The following is a 24,838-nucleotide window of genomic DNA, read 5'->3' as shown; positions in this document are numbered from 1 at the left end:
CCCCCGCCCGGCCTACGCTTTCGTTCATCGCACGCCTTCCCGCCGGGAAGACGTCCGCTTACCGGAGAAGCACATGAACACGCTCTATCTCATCTGCGGCGCACTGGCGGTGGCGCTGGGCCTCTATCTGATCCATGCGCTATGGCATGCGGAGGACTTCTGATGACCGCCCAGATGAGCCTGCTGCTGGCCTGTTTCGTCGCCGCGATCTGGCTGATCGCGCTGCCGCTCGGCCGCTGGCTGGCGGTAATCGCCAGCGGCTGCCCGCCGCTGTTCGCCGGTGCCGAGCGCACGCTGCTGTCGCTGTGCGGCGTACGCGGCGAGGAGCAGGGCTGGCGCGCCTATGCCGGGGCGCTGCTGCTGTTCAACGCGCTCGGCATCATCGTTCTGTTCGCGCTGCTGCGGCTGCAGCATCTGCTGCCTCTGAATCCGCAGGGCTTCTCCGCGCTGGCACCCGATCTGGCGCTGAACACGGCGGTGAGCTTCGTCACGAACACCAACTGGCAGGCCTATGGCGGTGAGAGCACGATGAGCCATCTGTCGCAGATGCTCGGGCTGGCGGTGCAGAACTTCCTGTCGGCGGCGACCGGCATCGCGGTGGCATTCGCACTGATGCGCAGCTTCGCGCGCAGCGGCGCGGCGGGCATCGGCAATTTCTGGGTCGATCTGTTACGCACCACCCTCTACCTGCTGCTGCCGCTCTCGCTGATCATCGCGCTGTTCTTCGTGTCGCAGGGCGTGATCCAGAACTTTTCGCCCGACCTGACAGTGAAGCTGCTCGAACCGCAGCTGTTGGCCGATGGCGGCGTGCGCGGCAGCCAGACCCTGGCCATGGGTCCGGTGGCCTCGCAGGAGGCGATCAAGATGCTCGGTACCAACGGCGGCGGATTCATGAACGCCAATTCAGCCCATCCGTTCGAGAATCCCAGCGCATGGACCAATGTGGCGCAGATGCTGGCCATCTTCGCGTTGCCGGCGGGCCTGTGCATGGCCTTCGGTCATCTGGTCGGCGACCGCCGGCAGGGCTGGGCTCTGCTGGCGGCCATGACGCTGCTGTTCGTCGCCGCGGTTGGCGTGATCGCCAGCCAGGAGCAGGGCGGCAACCCGCATTTCGCGGCGCTCGGCGTCGATCAGGCGGCAGGCGCGCTGCAGTCCGGCGGCAATATGGAAGGCAAGGAGGCGCGTTTCGGCATCGCCGCCAGCGCGCTGTTCGCCGCCATCACGACCGCTGCATCCTGCGGTGCGGTCAACACCATGCACGCATCGCTGATGCCGCTGTCCGGCGGTGTCGCGCTGCTGCTGATGCAATTGGGCGAGGTGGTGTTCGGCGGTGTCGGTTCGGGGCTGTACGGCATGCTCATGTTCGCCGTGCTGGCGGTGTTCGTCGCCGGCCTGATGACCGGCCGCACGCCCGAATACCTGGGCAAGAAGATCACGCCGCCGGAAATGAAGAGGGTGTCCATTGCCCTTCTGGTGACGCCCTTGCTGGTACTGCTCGGTACCGCGGTGGCCGCCGGCAGCGAAGCCGGGCGGGCCGGCCTGCTCAACCCGGGTGCTGCCGGTTTCAGCGAAATGCTGTACGCCTATTCGTCGGCGGCCAACAACAACGGCAGCGCGTTTGCCGGTCTGTCCGCGAATACGCCCTTCTACAACCTGACGCTGGCGCTGGCCATGCTGCTCGGGCGCTTTGCCGTCATCGTGCCGGTGCTGTCGCTGGCCGGTGCGCTCGCGGCACGGGTCCGCGCACGGCGCGACGAAGCCGGCCTGCAGTCGGCGGCGCTGCCAACCCATGGACCGGTGTTCGTGCTGCTGCTGGTGCTGACCGTCGTGCTGGTCGGCGCGCTCACCTATCTGCCTTCGCTCGCGCTCGGACCGCTGGTCGAGCATCTGAATCTGTCCGCCGCGCTGAGGAGCCCGCAATGACGACCCCCGCATCGTCCCGCGCCGTCCGCACGCCCTTGTTCGACCCGCTGCTGGTTCGCGGCGCGGTACGCGACGCCCTTGTCAAGCTCAACCCGGCCGCGCAGTGGCGCAACCCGGTCATGTTCACGGTCTGGCTGTGCGCCGCGTTGATCAGCGTGCTCTGGGTGCAGGCGCTGACCGGCAACGGCGAGGCGCCTGCCTGGTTCATCGGCGCCAATGCGCTGTGGCTGTGGTTCACCGTGCTGTTCGCCAATTTCGCAGAGGCGCTGGCGGAAGGGCGCAGCAAGGCACAGGCCGCCAGTCTGCGCAGCCTGCAGCAGCGCGGCAGCGCGAAGAAGCTGCGGGCGCCGCGGCATGACGCGCCGCGGGACAGTGTGGACATGATGGCGCTGCGCGTCGGCGATGTCGTGCTGATCGAAGCCGGCGATCTGGTGCCTTGCGACGGCGAGGTCATCCAGGGCGCGGCATCGGTCGATGAAAGCGCCATCACCGGTGAGTCAGCACCGGTCATCCGCGAGGCTGGCGGCGATTTCTCCTCGGTCACCGGGGGCACGCGCGTGCTGTCCGACTGGCTGGTCGTGCGCTGCACCGTCAATCCGGGCGACAGCTTCCTCGACCGCATGATCGCCATGGTCGAGGGCGCCCGCCGCCGGCGCACGCCGAACGAGGTGGCGCTCGCCCTGCTGCTGGTGTCGCTCACTCTCGTGTTCCTGATGGCAACCGCCACCCTTCTGCCGTTTTCGATCTTTGCCGTGCAGGCGGGCGGGCAGGGCAGTCCGGTTACCGTGACCGCGCTGGTGGCGCTGCTGGTGTGTCTCATCCCGACCACGATAGGCGGCTTGCTGTCCGCCATCGGTGTGGCCGGCATGAGCCGCATGCTCGGGGCCAATGTGATCGCCACCTCGGGTCGTGCGGTCGAGGCGGCCGGAGATGTCGACGTATTGCTGCTGGACAAGACCGGCACCATCACGCTCGGCAATCGCCAGGCCGCGGCCTTCCTGCCCGCGCCGGGCGTGAGCGAACAGGCGCTGGCCGATGCCGCGCAACTCGCATCGCTGGCGGACGAAACACCGGAAGGGCGCAGCATCGTCGTGCTGGCCAAGCAGAAGTTCGCGCTGCGCGAGCGTCAGTTGCTGTCGCATGACGCGAGCTTCGTGCCCTTCACGGCGCAGACCCGCATGAGCGGCGTGAACTGGGCGGGACGACAGATACGCAAGGGCGCGGCCGAGGCGGTGCGCCGCCATGTCGAGTCGCTCGGCGGACGCTATGCCGAAGACGTCGCGCAGCAGGTGGAGGACGTCGCCCGCCGCGGCAGCACGCCGCTGGTGGTGGCCGACGGCGCGCAGGTGCTGGGCGTGGTCGAGCTGAAGGACATCGTCAAGGGCGGTATGCGCGAACGCTTCGCCGAGCTGCGGCGCATGGGCATACGCACGGTCATGATCACCGGCGACAACCCGATGACCGCTGCCGCGATTGCCGCCGAAGCGGGGGTGGATGATGTGCTGGCAGAGGCCACCCCGGAAGCCAAGCTCGCACTGATACGGCGCTACCAGGCCGAGGGCCGCATGGTGGCCATGACCGGCGATGGCACCAATGACGCGCCGGCGCTGGCGCAGGCCGATGTCGCGGTGGCGATGAACAGCGGCACGCAGGCCGCCAAGGAGGCGGGCAACATGGTGGACCTCGACAGCAATCCGACCAAGCTGATCGAGGTGGTGGAGATCGGCAAGCAGATGCTCATGACGCGCGGCGCGCTCACCACCTTCAGCCTGTCCAACGATGTGGCGAAGTACTTCGCCATCCTGCCGGCGGCGTTCGCGACCACCTGTCCGCAGTTGTCCGCGCTCGACCTGATGCATCTGAATTCCGCGCAGTCGGCCATCCTGTCCGCCGTCATGTTCAACGCACTCATCATCGTCGCGCTGATTCCGCTGGCTTTGCGCGGCGTGCGCTACCGTCCGCTCGGCACCTCGGCACTGCTGCGCCGCAATGGACTGATCTACGGACTGGGTGGACTTCTGCTGCCCTTTGCCGGCATCAAGCTCATCGATATCGCGCTCGGCGCGCTCAACCTGGTATGAGGACCCGGACCATGAATGCCTTCATCGATCTGCTGCGCCCGGCGCTGTCCGTTCTCGTCCTGCTCACGGCACTCACCGGCGGCGTGTATCCGCTGCTGGTCACCGCGATCGCGCATGCCGTGTGGCCGGAGCAGGCGGCGGGCTCGCTGTTGCGCGACGGCGACCGGGTGGTCGGCTCGGCGCTGATAGGGCAGCCGTTCAGTGATCCGGGGCATTTCTGGCCGCGGCCTTCGGCCACCGCGAACCGGCCCTACGACGCCACCGCGTCCGGCGGCAGCAATCTGGGCGCCAACAACCCGCAACTGCTGCAGGCGGTGGCAGAACGGGAGGCGGCGCTGCGCGCGGCCGATCCGGCGCAGCGCGAGGCGCTGCCGGTGGACCTGGTGACCGCGTCGGCGAGCGGGCTGGATCCCGACATCAGCGTCGCGGCCGCGCTGTGGCAGGCGCCGCGCGTGGCCAACGCGCGCGGACTTCCTCGCGGCGAGGTCGACCTTCTGATCGAACGCGAGGCCGGTTCGCGCTGGCTCGGTTTCATCGGCGAGCCGACGGTCAACGTGCTGGCGCTGAACCGGGCGCTCGACCGGATGCTTGCGCAATGAGCGAAGCCCTGCTCGTGCTGGGGGCGATTTTCGGGCCGCTCGCGCTCGCCGCATATATGATCCTTCGCCGGAAGCGATGAAGCGGATCCGCCCGACCCACTCCCCGGCAGCGTCATGACAACCCATTCCGTCGCAAGGTCCGCACGACATCAGCACGCCGCCGCCGGCGCCGCCGTTCGCCGCCGGCCGCCGGGGGGGCGCCATGGCCGATGACGAGATACGCCCGGATCCGGATGCGCTGCTCGCGCTCGCGCGCGCGGAGGCGGACCGTGCTGCGCGCGGACGTCTGAAGATATTCTTCGGCTCGTCGGCCGGTGTCGGCAAGACCTGGGCCATGCTGGATGCGGCGCAGCGCATGCGCGCCACCGGCAGCGACGTGGTGGTCGGCGTGGCGGAAACGCACGGGCGCAGCGACACGGCGCGCAAGCTGGAAGGTCTGGAGCTGTTGCTGCCGCGCGACGTCGTATTGCAGGGTCGCACCTTGAAGGAATTCGACCTCGATGCCGCACTCGCGCGCCGGCCGGCGGTCGTGCTGGTGGACGAGCTGGCGCACAGCAATGCCCCCGGCTCACGGCATCCCAAGCGCTGGCAGGATGTCGAGGAGCTGCGGGATGCCGGCATCGATGTGTGGACCACGGTGAACGTGCAGCACATCGAAAGCCTGAACGACGTGGTGGGTGGCATCACCGGCATACGGGTGCGGGAAACCGTGCCGGACCGCGTGTTTGACGAGGCGTCCGAAGTGGTGCTGGTCGATCTGCCGACCGACGACCTGCTGCGTCGCCTGCGCGAGGGCAAGATCTACCTGCCGGAACAGGCCGAGCGCGCGGTGCGCAATTTCTTCCGCAAGGGCAATCTGATGGCGTTGCGCGAACTGGCGCTGCGTCGTACCGCCGAGCGTGTCGAGGATGATGTGCGCAGCTACCGGCGTGCCCATGTCGCACGCGACAGCCGCGCGGTGTGGCAGGTGAGCGATGCGCTGCTGGTATGCGTCGGACCAGGAGCCGAAGGCGACCGGCTGGTGCGTGCCGCCGCGCGCCGCGCCGCGCTCGCCGATGCGCCGTGGCACGCCATCTATGTCGAGACGCCTGCCTTGCAGCGCCTGCCCGAGGCGCGTCGCCGTCGCATCCTGCAGACGCTGAAGCTGGCCGAGTCGCTGGGCGCGACCGTGGCCACCCTGGCAGCGGAGGATATCGCGGCGGCGGTGGTCGCCTATGCGCGCGAGCACAATCTGGGCACGCTGGTCGCCGGTCAGACTGCGGACCGCCCGCTGCGCGCGCCTTGGCACTACCTGCCGGGCAGGCGGCCGTTCGCGCGCCGCGTCATGAAGGCGGCGCCCGAGATCGAGCTGATGTTGATCGCACGCGACCTGGCGAGCGATGCGGCGGCGATGCCGCTGTCCGGCGACGATGAGGCGTCCGAGCGCACCGCCCGGCGCGCACGCGGCTATGCCTGGGCGGCCGGACTGTGCGCAGCGGTCACCGTGCTCGCCACGCCGTTGCTTGAAGTATTCGATCTGGCCAATATCGTCATGCTGTTCCTGCTTGCCGTGGTGCTGACTGCGGTGCGCTTCGGGCGGCGTGCGGCGCTGGCTTCGGCGCTGATGAATGTGCTGGCTTTCGATTTCTTCTTCGTGCCGCCGCGCTTCACGTTCTCGGTCAGCGATGCGCAATATCTGGTGACCTTTGCCGTCATGACCGTGGTGGGCCTTGTGGTCGGCCAGCTCACGGCTTCGCTGCAGTACCAGGTGAATGTCGCGCGTTATCGCGAACAGCGTGCGCGCGGCCTGTTCGAAATGGCACGCGATCTCGGCCGCGCACTCACCGTGGAACAGGTGTGCGAGATCGGCGAAAAGGCGGTTGGCCGCGCCTTCCGTGGCCATGCGGCCATCCTGCTGGCGGATGATGCGCAGCGCCTGTTGCCGCCGGACGCCGGCCATGGCTTCGAGCCCGATGTCGGGCTCGCGCAATGGGCCTACGACCACGGCGAAGCGGCGGGCAGCGGTACCGGCACATTGCCCGGTGCGCCGGCGCTCTACCTGCCGCTGCACGCACCCACGCGTCCGCGTGGTGTGCTCGCCCTGAAGCCATCCGGCGCCCGGCTGCTGATGATTCCCGAGCAGCGTCAGTTGCTCGATACCCATGCCGCGCTGGTGGCGATCGCGATCGAGCGCGTGCATTTCGTGCAGGTGGCGCAGGACACGCTCTTGTCCATCGAATCCGAACGCTTGCGCAATTCGCTGCTTGCGGCACTGTCGCACGATCTGCGCACGCCGCTTACGGCGCTGATCGGCATGTCGGAGAACCTGCACGCTGCGCTTGCACGGCGCGGCGCGGGCGAAGCGGACGATGCATCCGCCATCCTCGCGCAGGCGCGGCGCACCGCCCAGCTCGTGGCCAATCTGCTGGACATGGCGCGGCTGCAGGCGGGCGCGGTGAGCCTGCATCATGACTGGCTGTCGCTGGAAGAGCTGACCGGCAGCGCGCTGGCCGCGCTCAAGCCGGTGCTGGACCGCCATGTCGTGCACACCGATCTGCCGGCCGATCTGCCCCTGCTGTACGGTGACGCCGTGCTGCTGGAGCGGGTGATGGCGAACCTGCTGGAAAATGCCGCCAAGTACACCCCGCCCGGATCGCTCATCACGGTGAGCGGACGACCGGAGGGCGAATCGCTGACGGTCGAGGTGAGCGATGACGGCCCCGGACTGCCGGCCGGCGATCCCGATGCGCTCTTCCTCACCTTCAAGCGCGGCGATCCGGAATCGAGCACGCCGGGAGTCGGCCTCGGCCTGTCCATCTGCCGCGCCATCCTGCGCGCGCACGGCGGCGACATCGAAGCGGCGAACCGCCCGCCACCGGCGCGCGGCGCGGTGTTCCGCTGGTGGTTGCCGCTGCGCGCGATGCCGGATGTCGAGGCACACTTGTGACATGAACGACAGTGCATCCGCTGCCTCCGCCCACATCCTGATCGTCGAGGACGATCCGGGCATCCGCCGCTTCGTCCGTCAGGCGCTGGAGGATGCCGGCCACAGCGTGAGCGATGCCGACCGCCTGCAGCGCGGGCTGATCGATGCCGCCACGCGCAAGCCGGATCTGCTCATCGTCGATCTCGGCCTGCCGGACGGCGACGGGCTGGACCTGATACGCGAGCTGCGTGGCTGGAACACCCAGCCGGTCATCGTGCTGTCGGCGCGCAGCGGCGAGGCGGACAAGATTGCGGCACTCGATGCCGGCGCCGATGATTACCTCGCGAAGCCGTTTTCCGTCGGCGAACTGCTGGCGCGCGTGCGCGCGGCGCTGAGACGCGCGACCGGCGGGCATGACGGCACGCCGGTCATCCGCTTCGGGGCATGCTGTTTCGACCGTGCCAGACGCCTGCTCACGCGCGACGGCGAGCCGGTACATCTGACTCCGGTTGAATACCGGTTGCTCGCGCTGCTGGCGGCACACGAAGGCCAGGTGCTGACACAAAGACAATTGCTGTTGCAGGTGTGGGGCCCGAACAGTGTCGAGCACGCGCATTATCTGCGTATATATATGGGGCACCTGCGGCGCAAGCTCGAACAGGACGCGTCCCGGCCGCGCCATCTGCTGACCGAAACCGGCGTGGGTTATCGCTTCGTCGCCGAGCCCTTGAACTGATCCAGGTCAGGCATCGTGCGTGCACGCCTGACACAATGCGGTATGGAACGTGTCCGCGCCCGGGCGATCACACCCGCGCAGGCGGACATCGGTGAAGGAGACGACAGTGAACACTCCTGGCATGAACGAGGCGGGCGCGGCGGCCCAGGTGCAGGCGCCGGCGCAATTCGTCCACGAGATTGCGCGCAGTTTCGTCGATGGCCTTGCCCGATCGGTCGATCCGTTCGGCATGAGCGCGCCGATACTGCATGCCCAGCTTGCCTGGGCGGCGCATCCGGCGGAACTGCATGACAGGCTGACGCGGCTGTCTGCCGATCTGTGGCGTCTGCACCAGCACACGGTCAGACGCACGCTGGGTCTGCCCAGCGATGACCCCATGCCGGCGATCGAGGGCGACACGCGCTTCAGCGATCCGGCCTGGAGCGAACTGCCGAGCTGGGATCTGCTGAAGGAGTGGTATCTCGCCTTCACCCGCCACACCCAGGACATGCTGTACGACACGCCGGGGCTGTCGGAAAAGGATCGCGAGCGCGCGGCGTTCTGGTGGCGCAACTGGCTGAATGCGGTGGCGCCGACCAATTTCCTGCTCACCAACCCGGTCGCCTTGCGCAAGGCGTTCGAAACCGGCGGCGAGAGCCTGGTGCGCGGCTTTGGCAATTTCCTCGACGACCTGCGCGCTGGCGACGTGCGCATGACCGACCCGGATGATTTCAAGGTGGGCGAGAACCTGGCGCTGACGCCGGGTGCCGTCATCATGCGCAATCGGCTGGTCGAGGTCATCCACTACGCGCCGACCTGCCCGCGGGTGCACGCCGAACCGGTGGTCATCATCACGCCGTGGATCAACAAGTTCTATGTGCTCGATCTGGTTCCGAAGAAGAGCATGGTGCGCTACCTGCTCGATCAGGGGCTGGACGTGTTCATCACGAGCTGGAAGAACCCGGGTCCCGACATGGCGGACGTGACCTTCGACGACTACCTGATGGAAGGTCTGCACGGCACCATCGAAGCGGCACGGGCCTTCACCGGCGCGCCGCGCGTGCACGCGGTGGGCTATTGCATCGGCGGCACCGCGCTCGCCATGTACATGGCCTGGGCGAACCGCCATTTCCCGGAGGACGCGGTGCCGGTCGCCGACTGGACCTTGCTCACCACCCTGGTCGATTTCCGGTCGCCGGGGGAGATCGAGGTATTCATCGACGAATCGAGCGTGCGTTCGCTGTGCGAAGCGATGGCGCAGAAGGGCTGCCTGGACGGGCGGGAGATGGCCGCGTCGTTCCGGCTGCTGCGCGCCAACAGTCTGATCTGGCACTACATCGTGCACGGCTGGTTGTATGGCGAGGCGCCGCCCGCCTTCGACGTGCTGTACTGGAACATGGATACGACGCGCATGCCTCAGGCCATGCACGGCTGGTATCTGCGCGAGCTCTACCTGCACAACCGGCTGATCAAGCCGGACGCCCTGACGGTGGCCGGCGAGCCGCTGGATCTGCGGCGCATCAGGCAGCCGCTGTATGCGGTCGCGGCCGAGGACGATCACATCGCTCCGTGGCGGGAAACCTTCCGCATCCATCGCCACATCGGCGGCGAGAAGCGCTTCGTGCTGAGCAGTTCCGGGCACATCCTGGGCATCGTCAACCCGGTGGTCGATCCGCCCAAGCGCAGCTATCGCGCGGCGGCGGTGCAGGCCGGCGACCGGGCGGAGTCCTGGCAGGACGCCAGCGCGGCGCGACCGGGAAGCTGGTGGGAGGACTGGATGGCCTGGCTCAAGCCGCGCGCCGGCAAGCGCGTTGCGGCACGACCGGCGGCGAGCGAAGAATTTCCTGCGCTTGCGGCGGCGCCGGGTACCTATGTGCTGGAACGTTGACGCGGGCGGCTCGGGTTCGGAACGCGCGCCGTCTCACAGTGCGCGCATGATGCGCATCCCGGGTGAAAGCTGGCGCTCCAGATCATCGCAGCGCGCCGACAGCGGCCAGGTGTCGATGAAGGTCTGCACGGCGTCCGCCGGCAGGGGCGGACTGATCAGATAGCCCTGCAGCATGGAACAGTTGCGTGCGAACAGCGCGCCAGCCTGTTCCACTGTTTCCACCCCTTCCGCCACGGTGCTCATGCCGAGCGAACGCGCCATGGCAAGTATGGTGTCGATGATGATGCGCGCCTCCGGATTGCTCGCCATGTCCGCGACGAAGCTGCGGTCTATCTTCAGGATGTCGAAGGGAAAGCGGCGCAGATAGGTGAGCGCCGAATAGCCCGTGCCGAAGTCGTCGAGCGCAATGCGATAGCCCATGTCGCGCAGTGCGCGCAGTTGATCGACCGCGCTGTCGGTACTTTCCAGCAGGACCGATTCGGTGATTTCCAGTTCCACCCGGCGCGGGTCGAGTATCCGGGCACATTGCCGGATCTGCTGCATGAAGCTGTCGGTGCCCAGTTGCACCGCCGATACATTGATCGATACCGACTGCACGCCGCTCCAGCCAGCGGCGATGCGGCAGGCCTGCTGCAGTACCCAGTTGCCGATGTCCCCCATCTGGCCGCTCGCCTCGGCGATCGCAATGAACTCCGCGGGCGGGATATAGCCGTGCTCGGGATGCTGCCAGCGCAACAGCGCTTCGAACCCGGCGATACGCAGAGAGGGCAGTTCCAGTTGCGGCTGGAATGCCAGCCTGAACTGCTGGCCGGCCAGTGCATCGCGCAGCGATGCTTCGAGCAGGATGCGTCGCCGCGCCTGCTCCGCCATCTCAGGCCGATAGAAGCAGTAGCGACCGCCGCCCTGGTGCTTGGCCGCATACAGTGCGAGGTCGGCGCAGCCGAGCAGGCCGTCGACGTCGCGCCCGTCGCGCGGCGACAGCGCCACCCCCATGCTGGTGCGCATGACCAGCGCCTTGCCCGCCAGGTTGAAGGGGGCGGACAGCACGCGCACGAGCCGGTCAAGCTGGGCCGCCACCTCCTCTTCGCCGCGAGCGCCCGGAATGAGCATGGCGAATTCGTCGCCGCCCAGTCGCCCGACCACGTCGGTGCGGCGCGCGCATGCGCGCAGTCGCGCGCCGAACTCCTGCAGATAGCCGTCTCCGGCTGCATGCCCCAGCGTGTCATTCACCTTCTTGAAACCATCCAGATCGAAGCAGACGATGGCGAAGCCGGGCAGTTGTGCCGGATCCGTGTCGAGCAGGGCGGACAGGCTGGAGCGGAAGCGCGCCCGATTGACCAGGCCGGTCAAGGTATCGTTGTGCGCGAGCCAGGCCAGACGCTGCGCTGCGAGCTGTCTTTCGGTCACATCGGCTGCTACGCCACGCCATCCGCTCAGACGGCCCTCACCATCGAACAGCGGTCGCGCACTGAGCAGCCAGCTCTGATGCCGGTCACCGTGCCGCAGGTCGAGCACTTCGTCCTTGAATGGCTGCGTCTGGCTGAACACCCCGCGCAGTCGCCGCCATATCGCACGGCGTTCGGTGGCGCTGTGACCGATGCAGCGGCGCAGCCGGCGCAGCGCGTTGCCGCTGCGCAGCGCCGACCGTTTCAGTCCCAGTGCGGATTCCAGCCGTTCCGAGGCGTGCACGAAGCGTCCCTCGCGGTCGAGCTCCCACAGTATGTCGCTGGTGTGATTCTCGAAATCGCGCAGCAGCAGCGAAATCACCGCGCTCTGTTCGTCCGCGCGTGCCTCGGCCACCATGCGGGCACCGAAGGTGCGCGCGAACGTCCAGGCGCTGTAGATCACGATGAGACAATAGATGGCGAGCAGCGTCGCGATGCCGTAAGAGTGCGCCTCGCCCGCCCGAGCCAGCGCGGCGGCGGCGCCGCTGCCCAGGATGAGCACATAGAGGGTGGCTGCGCTGGGCACTGTGGACAGGGCGAAGCCGCCGGCGCAGATCATGCCGGTGGTGACGGTGCCGACGAATATCTGCAACGCCGGATCCGGCACCGGAAACAGAAGCAAGGGCATCAGCGCCCATGCGAAAGCGAGCAGCCCCGCGTGCAGGTTGACGCGGCGGAAGGCGCGCCGTGACGCGGTGGGACGGCTGTGTCCGCGCGCCCGCCACCAGCCGCGAAAACCGAGGGCTGCCATCGTGCAGACGATGCCCGCCCAGATCAGCAACGGCCCGTGCATGCCGGTGAACCATGCGGTGAGTACGACCACCAGCGCATTCACGACATTGATGCTCATGCCGACCGGTGTGTAGCGCAGCAGGGCCTCCAGTTGCCGGGCGCGGAATCGCGCGGCGGTGGCGTCGTCGACGTCGTACAGCCGGAAGCAACGCCTTGCGCTGCTCAGCGCGTGCCTCAGGCGCGCGGCCGCTCGTGTGCGGTTGCGGGCTTGCCCTTGCATCAGGTCAGCGTCTGCCATGGTGCCGCAGCAAGGTTCACTGGTCTGTCGTCGTCGGGCCGGATGGCGGGGCCGCAGCGCGTGCGCTGTCGATCGAGCCTGCCGGCGGGTTCTTGGCCGGAACCGGCGGGCAGGCGCTTGCGCGCGCGTCCACCGTTGCATGCGCACGGCAGCACACCTCGATGCACAACACGAGGCGGTCACCCGCGCAGGCGCAGCGTCAATGCTCGCTCCGCGGGGTGCCGGGTGCAAGCACTTATTTGATGATGACAGTTGATATTTCGCGGCGTGCCTGTGATGATGCCCGCCGTGAAGTCACGTGGGTGTGGACATGGTCATTTCAGAGAATCTGGCCACTCTGGACGGAGGTTCCATGGATAACGTGCTGCTTTTTGCGGCAGGCGAACTGTTCATCGTGATCATCATGGCGGCGCTCATCGCGCGGTCCGGCAGCAAGGATCCGGAAACCCGCTATCTCACCTTCGGTTCGGTCGTTCTGGTCTGTCTCGCTCTGGTGTTCATGCTGGGCATGGCCATGTTCTACTGGGCAGGCCCGGACAGCGCCGAGCGCGCGGCCCGTGTATTCGAGGCCTGCCAGCAGATCATTCCGCCGCTGCTCACGCTGGTGATCGGTTTCTACCTCGGCCAGAAGAAATAGCCGGCGGAAATAGCCGGCGAGCCGTCAGGCGGGAAAGTGCCGGCCACCGCGTTCCGGAAGACGCAGCGCATCGCGCCCGGCGGGCGGGGTGACCGGCCGCGCCCCGCAGGCAGCGCCGCCAGATGACGCCGTCCGCGGGATCACCTCCGGCTCAGCTCCTGCCCGCGGGTTCCGCGACGAAGATTTCGACCCGGCGATTCTGTGCCCGGCCCGCTTCGCTGCTGTTGCTGGCGACCGGCTCGTGAGCGCCGCGGCCGTCGATGGCGATACGCTGTGCGGCCACTCCCCTGTTCACCAGATACTGGCGGGTGCTCGATGCCCGATTCACCGACAGCGGATCGTTGACGGCATCGCTGCCCGTGCTGTCGGTATGACCGACGATGCGTACCTCGGTTGCCGGATTCGCATTCAAGGTCTGGGCCAGCCGGTCCAGGACCGGTCGCATGTCGGGCTTGATGTCGGCGCGGCCCACGTCGAAGGACACGTCGCTCGGAATGTCCAGCTTGAGCTGATTGTCGGCAGTCTGGACGACGCCGACCCCGGTGCCGGCGCTGGCCTGTTCCATCGCCCGCTTCTGTTCTTCCATGCGCTGCGACCATATATAGGTGCCGATGCCGCCGACCGCCGCGCCCAGCAGGGCGCCACTGCGCGTCGCACCACCGCTCTTGCCCACCGCGCTGCCGAGCGCGGCACCTGCCGCCGCACCGACGCCGGTGCCGACGGCCGTGCGCTTCTGGGTGTCGGACATGTTCGCGCAACCGGTCAGCGCAAGCAGGCCGGCGGTCAGTACGGTCAGTGTTCTTTTCATGTGCGGGTCTCCTTGCTGGCGCCGTGCAAGCGGGATGTGCACGCTGCGTCAGCGACATGGGGTCAGCCGGATGGCAGGGATGCGAAGTATCGGCCCGCTGCCGGCGCCCGGCTGTCGGACATTGCAGCCAGGGGCTGTCCGCACGCGCTGACAGGACGACCGGGGGCACTCGACGTGCGGGGTCACATGACGCATGCTGTCGACATCGTCATCACCTGATCCCACGATGGACGCCGTCATCGCCAGGAGGGGCGGACCCGTTCGCGTCCTTCTGTTGTGGTCGCTGCTGTTTGCCCTTGCCGGCATCCTCTATGCGCGCGATGCGGTGGCGGGACAGGCGGTCGATGGCGTCGAGGCGCGCGACGCCGCACTGTGGGTGAACCATCGCGAAGTCATGAAATTCTCGGTCGCCTTGCTCGATGCCGAACGCGCTCGCCGCGCGGCGAGCGCGTTGCAGCGCGTGCTGTTGCGCGAAGGGCCGGGACGGGTCGAGGCATGGGGGCAGGGTGACAATGCCGGGCTGAAGGTCGACGGGGACACGGTGTTCTACGTGCTGCCCGGTGATGCAGCGTCGACGGACAGTACGCCGGTCGACCTGGCCGGACAGGTGCAGGCGCGATTGCAGCGGGGGGGGGGCGAACTGCGCGAGCGGCGCGATGCGGGACGCGTCGGCGCGGGGCTGGCCTGGACGGCCGCCGCCAGCGTGCTGGCCGCCGTCGCGCTGAACCGGCTTTTCTGGGTGCGATGCAGGACCGGCGCAGCGCTGACGCGCGCGCTTCACCGCCGGAGGGCGGCGCGCCCGAGCGGCGATCTGTTCGCCGGCTATGCGGACTCCGCGCACGCGCTCGTCGCGCTGGTCGGCAAGGGTATCTGCTGGGGAGTCGTCCTGCTGCTGGCTGACCTTCGTTCTGCGGCAATTCGCCTATATGCGGCCCTGGGGGGAGCGTGCGCCCGCGTGGTTTCTCGGTCTGATCGAGCAGTTCGCGCTGGCGATTGCCTCGGCCGTGCCCGGCCTGATCGTCGCACTGCTCATCTTCGTGCTGGCGCGTGCCGCCTCGAGAGCTCTGTCGGTTCTGCTCGAACGTGTCGAGCGGGATGGACTGCGACTCGCGTGGCTCGATACCGATACGGCAGGGGCCACCCGACGTCTGGGCAATGACGATCTGGCTGTTCGCGCTGGCCATGGCCTATCCCTGTCTTCCCGGTGCGCACAGCGAGGCCTTCAAGGGTGTGACGGTGCCCGCCGGCCTGATGCTTTCGCTCTGCGCGTCCAGCATCGTCGGCCAGGCGCTGTCGGGCTTCGGTCTCATGTACGCGCGTGCGCTGCGCCCGGGGGAGTACGTGAAGATCGGCGATACCGAAGGCACGGTGATCGCGATCGGCCTGTTCTCTACCCGAATCCACACCGGCATGGGAGAGGAAGTGAGCATTCCCAACAGTGTGGTATTCGCCCAGCCCGTACACAATTTTTCGCGTCTGGTGACCGATGGCCAGTTCAGGGTCCACGCCACCGTCACCATCGGCTATGGCACGCCGTGGCGCCAGGTGCATGCGCTGCTGCTCGAGGCGGCGGCGCGCACAGCCGGCGTCGCCGCAGCGCCGTCCCCTTATGTGCTGCAGACCGCGCTGTCCGATTTCTACGTCGAGTATCGCTTGTGCGCACGGATGGACAAGAGCATGCCCGAGCCGCGCGCCGAGGCATTGAACCGCTTGCACGGGAACATCCTGGATGTGTTCAACGAATACGGCGTGCAGATCATGTCGCCGCACTATCTGGCCGATCCCGCGTCACCCCAGGTCGTGCCGCGCGATCAATGGTGGTCGCCGCCTGCCGCACGAAAAACGGATGCCAATCCGCGCTGAGGGGGCTGTATATTCGTCCAGTCCCGTCGATATGCTGCAGCCGTGTCCGATCTCTTCACCGCCCCGCTTCCGTCCGATCCGCTCGAGGCCCTGAATCCGAAGCAGCGCGCGGCGGCGACCGCCGGCATTGCCGACGGTGCGCCGCCCGGACCGCTGCTGGTGATCGCGGGTGCGGGCACCGGCAAGACGCATACGCTCGCCCACCGTGTCGCGCAGTTGCTGCGCCATGGCGCTTCGCCCGAGCAGATCCTGCTGCTGACCTTTTCGCGTCGCGCGGCCGATGAAATGGCAAGGCGCGTGCAGCGCATCGTCGCGCAGTCGGGCAGGTCGGCGGCCACGCTTGCTGCCGCCGGCTTTCCGTGGGCGGGCACCTTCCACAGCGTGGGCGCGCGCCTGTTGCGCGAGTACGCCGGCGTGATCGGACTGGATCCGTCCTTCACCATCCATGATCGTGAGGACTCCGCCGACCTGATGAACCTGGTCAGGCATGAGCGAGGTCTGTCGGCCAAGGCCAGGCGCTTTCCGTTGAAGGGCACCTGTCTCGCGATCTATTCAGCCGTCGTCAACACGCAGGCCGTGCTCGCCGACGTGCTGCGCACCGGCTTTCCGTGGTGCGCCGAATGGGAGGACGAACTGAAGGCCCTGTTTGCCGCCTACGTCGATGCCAAGCAGGCACAGCAGGTACTCGACTACGATGACCTGCTGCTCTACTGGTCGCACATGGCGGCCGAACCTTCGATAGGCCGGGAGCTGGGCGAGCGTTTCCGGCACGTACTGGTGGACGAGTACCAGGACACCAATCGCCTGCAGGCGTCGCTGCTGTATGCGATGAAACCGGACGGGCGCGGGCTGACCGTGGTGGGCGACGATGCACAGTCCATCTATGCCTTCCGCGGAGCCACCGTCCGCAACATCCTCGATTTTCCCGCGCGCTTCGATCCGCCCGCGCAGCGCGTCGTGCTGGAACAGAACTACCGTTCGACGCCAGCTCTGCTCGATGCGGCCAACGCGGTCATCGGCCTGGCGGAGGAAGGTTTCGGCAAGACGCTGTGGAGCGCGCGCGACGGCAGCCAGAAGCCGGAGCTGGTGAGCGTGCGCGACGATGCCGACCAGGCCGCCTTCGTGATCGAACGCATACTGGCCCGTCGCGAGACGGGCACCCGGCTGCGGTCGCAGGCAGTGCTGTTCCGCACCGCTTCGCACAGCATGCGTCTGGAGATCGAACTGGCGCGACGCAACATTCCTTTCGTGAAGTACGGCGGGCTGAAGTTTCTCGAGGCGGCCCACGTGAAGGATCTGTTGTCCATCCTCCGCTGGGCGCAGAACCTGCGGGACCGGGTATCCGGTTTTCGCGCCTTGCAGTTGCTGCAGGGCCTGGGCCCGAAGACCGCAGCCCGCATCCTGGACAACGTGAGTACCGCGCCGCCTGGCGCCGAGCTGTTGCGGGAACAGCCCGTGCCGGAAGCGGTGCGGTGCGCGTGGACGGACTTTGCGACAGTGGTCGAATCGATCGGCGACGAGGCGTGCGCGTGGCCACAATGCGCCGAGCAGGCGGCGTCCTGGTACCTCGCGCAGATGGACCGGTTGTACGAGGATGCGGCGGCGCGCGCCGCCGACATCCAGCAGCTTGCCCGCCTGGCCGTGAGCTATCCCGGGCGCGAGCGCTTCCTGACCGAGCTCACGCTGGACCCTCCCGAAGTGACCAGCGACGAGCCGGGGGCGCCGCTGCTCGACGAGGACTACCTGATCCTGTCCACCATCCATTCCGCGAAGGGGCGCGAGTGGTCTGCCGTATCGGTGCTGAACGTGGTCGACGGATGCATTCCGTCCGAAATGTCGACCGGCAGTCAGACCGAGATCGAGGAAGAGCGTCGGCTGCTCTATGTCGCGATGACGCGTGCGCGCGACCAGCTCGAGTTGGTCATGCCACAGCGCTTCTATCTCACCGCGCAATCCCCGCATGGCGATCGTCACGTCTATGCCGGCCGCACCCGCTTCATCCCGAATCGCTTGCTGGACAGGTTCGGACAGACAAGCTGGCCGGTCGTCGAGCCTGCGCAGCGCAGCGGTCTGACCGTCGAACAGGCGCGCCTCGATCTGGCCGAGCGGATGAGGTCGATGTGGCGTTGAATCGTGGCTCCTGCATGCTGTCCGCTTCGCACACTGCATCTAGTAGGTAGGCATCTGCCGCACACTACAGGTGAGGTTGACGCTTGCCCGGTTTTTGCATCCATGCAACACGCCGCGGCTGTGTCCGGTGCATCTGCCATGTGAGGGTGGTATCGGCATGCGCTGGAAAAAATGGCGTGTGACGGCCTTTTGGGAGGCGGTTGACAACATCGGATTTACCGGTTCATCGACTGATTCGACGCACTGGAAAACGACGGCAGCAAAAAAATTCTGGACTTTTGTGTGGTTTGTTGCTTTAACGGCTCATGGTTGTGCAATACTTTCGCTCCATGAATCAGTCCGTTGCGACGACATCTTCAAGCCTCGTTTCTGCATCCGGTCGACCCGGTGCGTCGGCAGTTCTTTCCCCCACAAAAGTGATCGACTCTTCCATGAGCGAAGGGTCCCGCACTCAGTTGCTCCGCGATATCTTCCGTCGCGCCGTCATGCGGCATGAAGCGTCCCTGGCCCGTCGTGCCGTTCGCGTGCGCCTCGCACTCAGCGGTTCCCGCATCGAGTGTTCCCGCCTTCACGTCGCGCCGTTTCCTGATCGCGACGCCTTCGCCGATCCATACGGCTCACATCGCATTTCCATGGACGGAAGTCACATTGCAAGGTGGGTGGGTCTTCATTAGTCATAGCGTTTGCCGTAAGCATCGTTCGTCGGTGTCTTGCGTGAATGAATCCGGCATCCGCGCCGCTCTGGTCGCGTGGGTGCCGTTCGGGTCGTTGACCCGGAGCTCTGTGCGGGGGCGGGTCGCCTCGCGCAGAGCGTGTGGTGTTCAGACCGGGCGCACACCGTGCGTCGTCTCGAACAGACCTTCCGCCACCGGAGGGGCTGAGGTGCTGTCCAATCCTGTTATCCGAAAGGAGTGATGTCATGGCTGAAGCTGAAGCTAAGAAGGGGGCGAAGAAGGCGAGTGCCCCGGTGAAACCCGCTGCCAAGAAGGCCGCAGTTGCCAAGCCGGCCGCGAAGAAGGCGGCGCCGGCCAAGGCCGCTGCCAAGCCGGCCGCGAAGAAGGCGGCGCCGGTCAAGGCCGCTGCCAAGCCGGCCGCGAAGAAGGCGGCGCCGGTCAAGGCCGCTGCCAAGCCGGCCGCGAAGAAGGCGGCGCCGGCCAAGGCTGCTGCCAAGCCGGTCGCGAAGAAGGCCGCCGCTCCGGCCAAGAAGGCCGCTGCCAAGCCGGTCGCGAAGAAGGCCGCCGCTCCGGCCAAGAAGGCTGCCGCCAAGCCGGTCGCGAAGAAGGCTGCCGCTCCGGCCAAGAAGGCTGCCGCCAAGCCGGTCGCGAAGAAGGCTGCCGCTCCGGCCAAGAAGGCTGCTGCCAAGCCGGTCGCGAAGAAGGCTGCCGCTCCGGCCAAGAAGGCTGCTGCCAAGCCGGTCGCGAAGAAGGCCGCCGCTCCGGCCAAGAAGGCCGCTGCCAAGCCGGTCGCGAAGAAGGCTGCCGCTCCGGCCAAGGCTGCTGCCAAGCCGGCCGCGAAGAAGGCGGCTGCCAAGCCCGCAGCCAAGAAGGTGGCTGCACCGGCAGTGACCAAGGTTGTGAGCAAGACCGAAGCCGCGCCGGCCGCTGCCAAGCCGGCAGACGCGCCGGCCGCTGCCCCGGCTCCGGCGACGCCGTCCACCGCGGCAACGCCGGGCATCAAGTCTTCGCTGAACCCGGCCGCCGCGTGGCCTTTCCCGACGGGTTCGCGTCCGTCCTGATCGGCCTGAGTCTGCGAAAGCGGCATGTGGCTTCGGCCCATGCCGCTTTTTTTTCGTCCACGGCACGGGTCATCCGGGCGCATGCCGCGCGGTCGATGCAGGCCCCAGCAAGGATCCGACTCGCACTTTTCTTGCATTCCGCGGCGGTCAAGCGGGGTGTCCGGCTTCAAACCCGGCGCGCACGTCATTTGACGTGTTGTTACGAAGGCGGGTTGACCTCGTCGGCGCAAATCCGGAAGATGCGGCCATCTTTCATCGCTTGATCGCCTCCCCGGCACGCTTCTTCAACCCGAATCGAAGCGCTGCCATCAGTAGTCCAGATTGACCGGCCCCACCACACACGCCGGTCTGCCCAATGTTCCGGCCACCGAACAGGCTCGCGAACTTCGCGTATCAAGCTCTGCCGTCTGCTTCGCGTCATCGCGAGGCGCGGTAACAGCCCGGTGATCCGGGCTCCTCAGGCGTTTCACGGCCCGTCGTTCCGTCGGTCGTGGTGCGCACGAAAGGAGTGCTGCATGAAAAAATGTCTTTCTGTCCTCAAGGGCACCGCAGCCGTTGTGCTGCACTTCGCACACGGAGGACTGCTCGCGGTGGGCGTCATGGTGAGCGTATTCGTCGCCATGCGCGTCGCCGAAGTGGGCCTGACGCCGAAAATGGTGCCGGCCCTGCCGGGCATTTCGCTGCTGGGCAGCGCACAGGCGGTATCGCTGGAAGCGGGTCTGTCCGACCTGCCGGCAACAGGGTCGGGCAATGCGTCCATGCTGACCCGTCAGCAACAGCAGATTGCCGAACATGTTGCGCGCAAGCATCGCGTGGCGCGGGCGGCGCTGGAGCAGTACATCGGCGACATCTACGAGGCTTCGGCCCAGTACAAGCTCGATCCGCTGATGCTGATTGCACTCATTTCGGTTGAATCCGCCTTCAATCCGACCGCGGAAAGCGTGTGGGGCGCGCAGGGGCTGACGCAGGTCATTCCCAAATATCATCCGGAAAAGCTGGCGCAGTTCGGGCCCCAGGCGACATTGCTTGAGCCGCGCGTGAGCATTTTCGTCGGTGCGCAGGTCCTGCACGAGTACATACGCTCCGCGGGTTCAGTCGAGGGCGGCTTGCAGCGCTATGTCGGTTCCATCGAGGACCCGGACCAGGTCTATTCCAACAAGGTGCTGTCGGAATATCGCCGTCTTTCCGCGATATTCGCGCCACGTCCGGTGATCCAGACCGCCCAGGCGACGCTCTGACGCCCCGGCCGCGCGCGATCCTCCGGCGCGGCAAAGCGGCGTACACGCCCATCGGCGTGTACGCATCGAGCATGTGGTATCAGCCCGCACCGCCGCAAGTTGCCTCGCTACATCGGTAAACCGAATGCCGCGAGGGGTTGCGAACAGCTAAAATCTCCGGTTTTCGCGCTGCATCATGCCGCACTCATCAGGTGAGGCATCGGGTGTGTCGCGAGCCACTCGACCGGAGGAGTCGCTGTTCACATGGACGAGCATTTCCGCAACGCTGCACTCGAGTACCACCGCAAGCCCGTTCCGGGCAAGATTTCCGTCGTCCCGACCAAGGCGCTGACCAACCAGCAGGACCTGTCGCTCGCCTATTCGCCTGGCGTAGCCGCGGCCTGCGAAGAGATCGTGGCCGATCCGCTGCAGGTGAGCCAGCTCACGGCCCGCGGGAACCTCATCGGTGTGGTCACCAATGGCACGGCGGTACTGGGCCTCGGGCCGATCGGTGCCCTGGCCGCCAAGCCGGTGATGGAAGGCAAGGGCGTGCTGTTCAAGAAGTTCGCCAACATCGATGTGTTCGACATCGAACTCGACGAGCGTGACCCGGACAAGCTGGTGGACATCATCGCGGCGATGGAACCGACCTTCGGGGGCATCAACCTCGAGGACATCAAGGCGCCGGAGTGCTTCTATATAGAACGCAAGCTGCGCGAGCGGATGAAGATTCCGGTGTTCCACGACGACCAGCATGGAACCGCCATCGTCGTCGGAGCCGCCGTGCTGAACGGTCTCAAGGCGGTCGGCAAGGACATACGGCAGGTCAAGCTGGTCACGTCGGGGGCCGGCGCTGCGGCGCTTGCCTGTCTCGACCTGCTGGTGCTGCTGGGCATGCCGATCGAGAACATCTGGGTGACCGACATCAAGGGTGTGGTCTACCAGGGGCGCATCGAGGACATGGATCCTCTGAAGGCGCGCTATGCCAAGGACACGCCGGCCCGCACGCTGTCGGAGGTGATCGGCGATGCCGATGTTTTCCTCGGCCTGTCGGCAGGCGGCGTGCTGAAGCAGGACATGGTCAAGCGCATGGCCGCGCGTCCACTCATCCTGGCGCTGGCCAACCCCAATCCGGAAATCATGCCGGAGGACGTGAAGGCCATCCGTGACGATGCAGTGATCGCCACCGGTCGGTCGGATTATCCGAACCAGGTGAACAACGTCCTGTGTTTCCCGTTCATCTTCCGTGGCGCGCTGGATGTCGGTGCCACCACCATTACCGAAGAGATGAAGCTGGCCGCGGTAAGGGCCATCGCCGATCTCGCGCAGGTGGAACAGAGCGAAATCGTGCGTGCCGCCTATGGTGAACAACCGATGTCATTCGGGCCGGAATACCTCATTCCCAAGCCCTTCGATCCCCGGCTCATCGTCAAGATCGCTCCTGCGGTGGCGCAGGCCGCGATGGATTCCGGCGTGGCGACGCGGCCGATCGAGGACTTCGAGGCCTATCGTCAGCAACTGAACAATCTGGTGTGGATTTCCGGTCTGGTCATGAAGCCGGTATTCGCAGAGGCCAGGAGGAATCCGAAGCGCATCATCTACGCCGAAGGTGAGGATGAGCGCGTGCTCAGCGCGGTACGCTACGTGGTGGACGAGGGCATGGCGCGCCCCATCCTGGTCGGCCGCCGCGACGTGGTGCTGTCGCGCATCGAAAAACTGGGGCTGCGACTGCGCCAGGACATCGATTTCGAACTGGTGACGCCGGACAGTGACCCGCGCTACAAGGAACTGTGGACCACCTACCATGCATTGACCGAGCGCAAGGGTATTTCGGTCGAATACGCGAAGATGGAAGCGCGCCGCCGCACCACGCTGATCAGTGCGCTGCTGGTGCGCCTGGGCTATGCCGACGGCCTCATCTGCGGCACCTTCGGCAATTTCGCGCGCCATCTGCATTTCGTGCGCAATGTGCTGGGCTTGAAGGAAGGGCTTCGCAATTTCTATGCGATGAACCTGCTGAACCTGCCGGGCCGCACCCTCATGCTGTGCGACACCTATGTGAATTACGATCCCACGGCCGAACAGATCGTGGAAATGACGCTGCTGGCGGCGGACGAGGCGCGCCGCTTCGGCATCGTGCCGAAGATCGCGCTGCTGTCGCATTCGAACTTCGGGTCGGAGAACACCGCGACCGCCGAGAAGATGCGTCGCGCATTGCAGATCCTGCACACGGAACATCCGGAACTCGAGGTCGAGGGCGAAATGCACGGGGATGCGGCGCTCGACACCGACATCCGGCGCCGCATCTTCCCGAATTCCCGGCTGCAGGACGAAGCGAACCTGCTCATCTTCCCGACGCTGGATGCGGCAAACATATCCTACAATCTGCTGAAAACGGCCGCGGGCGAGGGCATGACCATCGGTCCCATCCTGCTTGGCGCAAAACAGCCGGTGCACATCCTGACGCCGACGGCGACAGTGAGGCGCATCGTCAACATGACGGCACTGACCGTGGTCGAAGCCAGCCACAGCCGCTGAGCGCTTTCACCGGCGGTCTGCCGTGACCGGCCGGCGCAAGCCGGTCCATGAGGGTCATTCAGGGGGAGGGCGCCTTGACTCAGCGAGGCAGGACAGCGCTGGTCTTGTCCGGGGGCGGTGCCAGAGCCGCCTATCAGGTCGGCGTGCTGGCAGCAGTGCGCGAACTGCTGCCCGACGCGCGCGCAAATCCCTTTCCCATCCTGTGCGGAACATCGGCTGGCGCCATCAATGCCACCGCGCTCGCCGTCTACAGCGAGCATTTCGGCGACGCGGTCGACAAGCTGCTGCACATCTGGCGCAATTTCGAGGCGGGGCAGGTCTATCGCGCCGACACCTGGGGCATAGGCAAGACCGGTGCGCGCTGGCTTCTTGCGCTCATGTTCGGCTGGGCGGTGGACCGCTATCCGCGTTCCCTGCTCGACAATTCGCCGCTGCGCGCCCTGCTCGAGCAGGTGCTCGATTTCTCGCGCATCGACCGCGCGCTGCACAGCGGCGCCCTTTACGCGCTGTCGGTCACCGCGTCCGGCTACACCTCGGGTGACAGCGTGGCCTTCTTCGCTGGCGGCGAGGGCATCGAACCGTGGAAGCGCATGCAGCGCGCGTCCATCCGTACCGCGCTCAAGGTCGAACACCTGCTGGCCAGCAGCGCCTTGCCTTTCATCTTTCCGGCGGTAAAGCTGAACCGCGAGTACTTCGGCGACGGATCGATGCGTCAGCTCGCGCCGGTCAGCCCGGCTGTGCATCTGGGTGCGGAGCGCATTTTCATCATCGGTGTCGGCCGCATGAACGAAGCCGATCAACGCCGGCGGAGCGGATCCTATCCGTCACTGGCCCAGGTGGCCGGACATGCGCTGGCGAGCATATTCCTGGATCAGCTCATGATCGACATCGAACAGTTGCAGCGGGTGAACGACATCCTCGGACGTGTGTCGCCGGACATGCAGGAGCGCATCGGTGCGCCCCTGCGCCCGATAGAAACCCTGGTCATTTCGCCCAGTGAGCGGCTCGACGACATTGCGGCACGCCACGTCGCCGCCCTGCCGATAGGCGTGCGTACCCTGCTTGGTGGCATCGGTGGCACCCGGCGCGCTGGCGGCGGGCTGGCAAGCTATCTGCTTTTCGAAAAGCCATTTACCCGCGCCCTGATAGACCTCGGCTATCGCGACGTGATGGCCCGCGCAGACGATGTGCGGGCGTTCCTCGGCGTGAGGGGTAGCTGAGGGCCGTACCTGCCCCGCTCAAGCCGGGCCGATTTTGGCCGACAAGACATTGATCACGATCTTGAATTGGCTACAAGAATGCTTTCCAGGCTCTTATTTTCGTT

At 66.6% G+C, this 24,838-nt stretch carries 17 protein-coding genes; 15 read left to right on the top strand and 2 right to left on the bottom strand.

Annotated features, from left to right (window positions below):
• The first annotated feature begins 73 nt into the window (after positions 1 to 73).
• From A3Q7_RS20530 to A3Q7_RS0109160, 7 genes are all read left to right on the top strand, one after another.
• Positions 74 to 163 (top strand): potassium-transporting ATPase subunit F, encoded by a 90-nt coding sequence (locus A3Q7_RS20530; RefSeq protein ID WP_018411577.1) that lies wholly within the window; start codon positions 74 to 76, stop codon positions 161 to 163.
• Complete coding sequence (gene kdpA / locus A3Q7_RS0109190) at positions 163 to 1,923, top strand: potassium-transporting ATPase subunit KdpA (protein ID WP_018411576.1); 1,761 nt, start codon at positions 163 to 165, stop codon at positions 1,921 to 1,923. Before A3Q7_RS20530 ends, kdpA begins: the two co-directional genes overlap by 1 nt.
• On the top strand, positions 1,920 to 4,004 hold the full coding sequence (gene kdpB, locus A3Q7_RS0109185) for a potassium-transporting ATPase subunit KdpB (RefSeq protein ID WP_018411575.1): 2,085 nt from the start codon (positions 1,920 to 1,922) through the stop codon (positions 4,002 to 4,004). The genes kdpA and kdpB overlap by 4 nt, the downstream gene beginning before the upstream one ends.
• An 11-nt stretch (positions 4,005 to 4,015) precedes the next feature.
• Positions 4,016 to 4,603 (top strand): potassium-transporting ATPase subunit KdpC, encoded by a 588-nt coding sequence (gene kdpC, locus A3Q7_RS0109180; protein WP_026224656.1) that lies wholly within the window; start codon positions 4,016 to 4,018, stop codon positions 4,601 to 4,603.
• 202 nt (positions 4,604 to 4,805) lie between these two features.
• Complete coding sequence (kdpD, locus tag A3Q7_RS0109170) at positions 4,806 to 7,529, top strand: two-component system sensor histidine kinase KdpD (protein ID WP_018411573.1); 2,724 nt, start codon at positions 4,806 to 4,808, stop codon at positions 7,527 to 7,529.
• A gap of 1 nt (position 7,530) precedes the next feature.
• Complete coding sequence (gene kdpE, locus A3Q7_RS0109165) at positions 7,531 to 8,244, top strand: two-component system response regulator KdpE (RefSeq protein WP_018411572.1); 714 nt, start codon at positions 7,531 to 7,533, stop codon at positions 8,242 to 8,244.
• Positions 8,245 to 8,350: 106 nt separating this feature from the next.
• Positions 8,351 to 10,111, top strand: a complete 1,761-nt coding sequence (locus A3Q7_RS0109160; RefSeq protein WP_232417886.1) for a PHA/PHB synthase family protein — start codon at positions 8,351 to 8,353, stop codon at positions 10,109 to 10,111.
• Positions 10,112 to 10,144: 33 nt separating this feature from the next.
• Here A3Q7_RS0109160 and A3Q7_RS19705 read toward each other — a convergent pair whose 3' ends face one another.
• Complete coding sequence (locus A3Q7_RS19705; protein WP_198289169.1) at positions 10,145 to 12,586, bottom strand: putative bifunctional diguanylate cyclase/phosphodiesterase; 2,442 nt, start codon at positions 12,584 to 12,586, stop codon at positions 10,145 to 10,147.
• Between the two features lie 310 nt (positions 12,587 to 12,896).
• Here A3Q7_RS19705 and A3Q7_RS0109150 point away from each other — a divergent pair, with 310 nt between their 5' ends.
• On the top strand, positions 12,897 to 13,223 hold the full coding sequence (locus A3Q7_RS0109150; RefSeq protein WP_018411569.1) for a hypothetical protein: 327 nt from the start codon (positions 12,897 to 12,899) through the stop codon (positions 13,221 to 13,223).
• A gap of 151 nt (positions 13,224 to 13,374) precedes the next feature.
• Here the strand turns inward: A3Q7_RS0109150 and A3Q7_RS0109145 are convergent, their stop codons facing one another.
• Positions 13,375 to 14,031: an OmpA family protein gene (locus A3Q7_RS0109145; protein ID WP_018411568.1), complete on the bottom strand. Its 657-nt coding sequence runs from the start codon at positions 14,029 to 14,031 to the stop codon at positions 13,375 to 13,377.
• Between the two features lie 226 nt (positions 14,032 to 14,257).
• On the opposite strand from A3Q7_RS0109145, the gene A3Q7_RS20685 reads away from it, so the two are divergent.
• The 7 genes from A3Q7_RS20685 to A3Q7_RS0109115 all read left to right on the top strand — a co-directional run bounded on the left by A3Q7_RS20685 (position 14,258) and on the right by A3Q7_RS0109115 (position 24,734).
• Positions 14,258 to 15,190 (top strand): hypothetical protein, encoded by a 933-nt coding sequence (locus A3Q7_RS20685; RefSeq protein ID WP_018411567.1) that lies wholly within the window; start codon positions 14,258 to 14,260, stop codon positions 15,188 to 15,190.
• The gene (locus A3Q7_RS19700) at positions 15,187 to 15,894 is read left to right on the top strand and encodes a mechanosensitive ion channel family protein (RefSeq protein WP_018411566.1); all 708 of its coding nucleotides are present in this window, start codon (positions 15,187 to 15,189) and stop codon (positions 15,892 to 15,894) included. The genes A3Q7_RS20685 and A3Q7_RS19700 overlap by 4 nt, the downstream gene beginning before the upstream one ends.
• Positions 15,895 to 15,936: 42 nt before the next feature.
• Positions 15,937 to 18,024 carry an ATP-dependent helicase gene (locus A3Q7_RS0109135; protein ID WP_018411565.1) on the top strand — a complete coding sequence of 696 codons (2,088 nt, stop codon included), beginning with the start codon at positions 15,937 to 15,939 and terminating at the stop codon, positions 18,022 to 18,024.
• A 919-nt stretch (positions 18,025 to 18,943) separates the two neighbouring features.
• Entirely contained in the window at positions 18,944 to 19,759 is an 816-nt protein-coding gene (locus A3Q7_RS0109130; protein ID WP_018411564.1) for a hypothetical protein, read from the top strand.
• 515 nt (positions 19,760 to 20,274) lie between these two features.
• Positions 20,275 to 20,997, top strand: coding sequence for a transglycosylase SLT domain-containing protein (locus A3Q7_RS0109125; RefSeq protein WP_026224654.1), 723 nt, complete (start codon positions 20,275 to 20,277; stop codon positions 20,995 to 20,997).
• 243 nt (positions 20,998 to 21,240) lie between these two features.
• Positions 21,241 to 23,514, top strand: a complete 2,274-nt coding sequence (locus A3Q7_RS0109120; RefSeq protein ID WP_018411562.1) for an NADP-dependent malic enzyme — start codon at positions 21,241 to 21,243, stop codon at positions 23,512 to 23,514.
• 104 nt (positions 23,515 to 23,618) lie between these two features.
• Positions 23,619 to 24,734: a patatin-like phospholipase family protein gene (locus tag A3Q7_RS0109115; protein WP_018411561.1), complete on the top strand. Its 1,116-nt coding sequence runs from the start codon at positions 23,619 to 23,621 to the stop codon at positions 24,732 to 24,734.
• The last annotated feature ends 104 nt before the right edge of the window (positions 24,735 to 24,838 follow it).

Origin of the sequence: Methyloversatilis thermotolerans, from assembly GCF_000372885.1 — a bacterium.
GTDB classification, from domain to species: domain Bacteria; phylum Pseudomonadota; class Gammaproteobacteria; order Burkholderiales; family Rhodocyclaceae; genus Methyloversatilis; species Methyloversatilis thermotolerans.
This window is presented reverse-complemented; position numbering and strand designations above follow the sequence as displayed.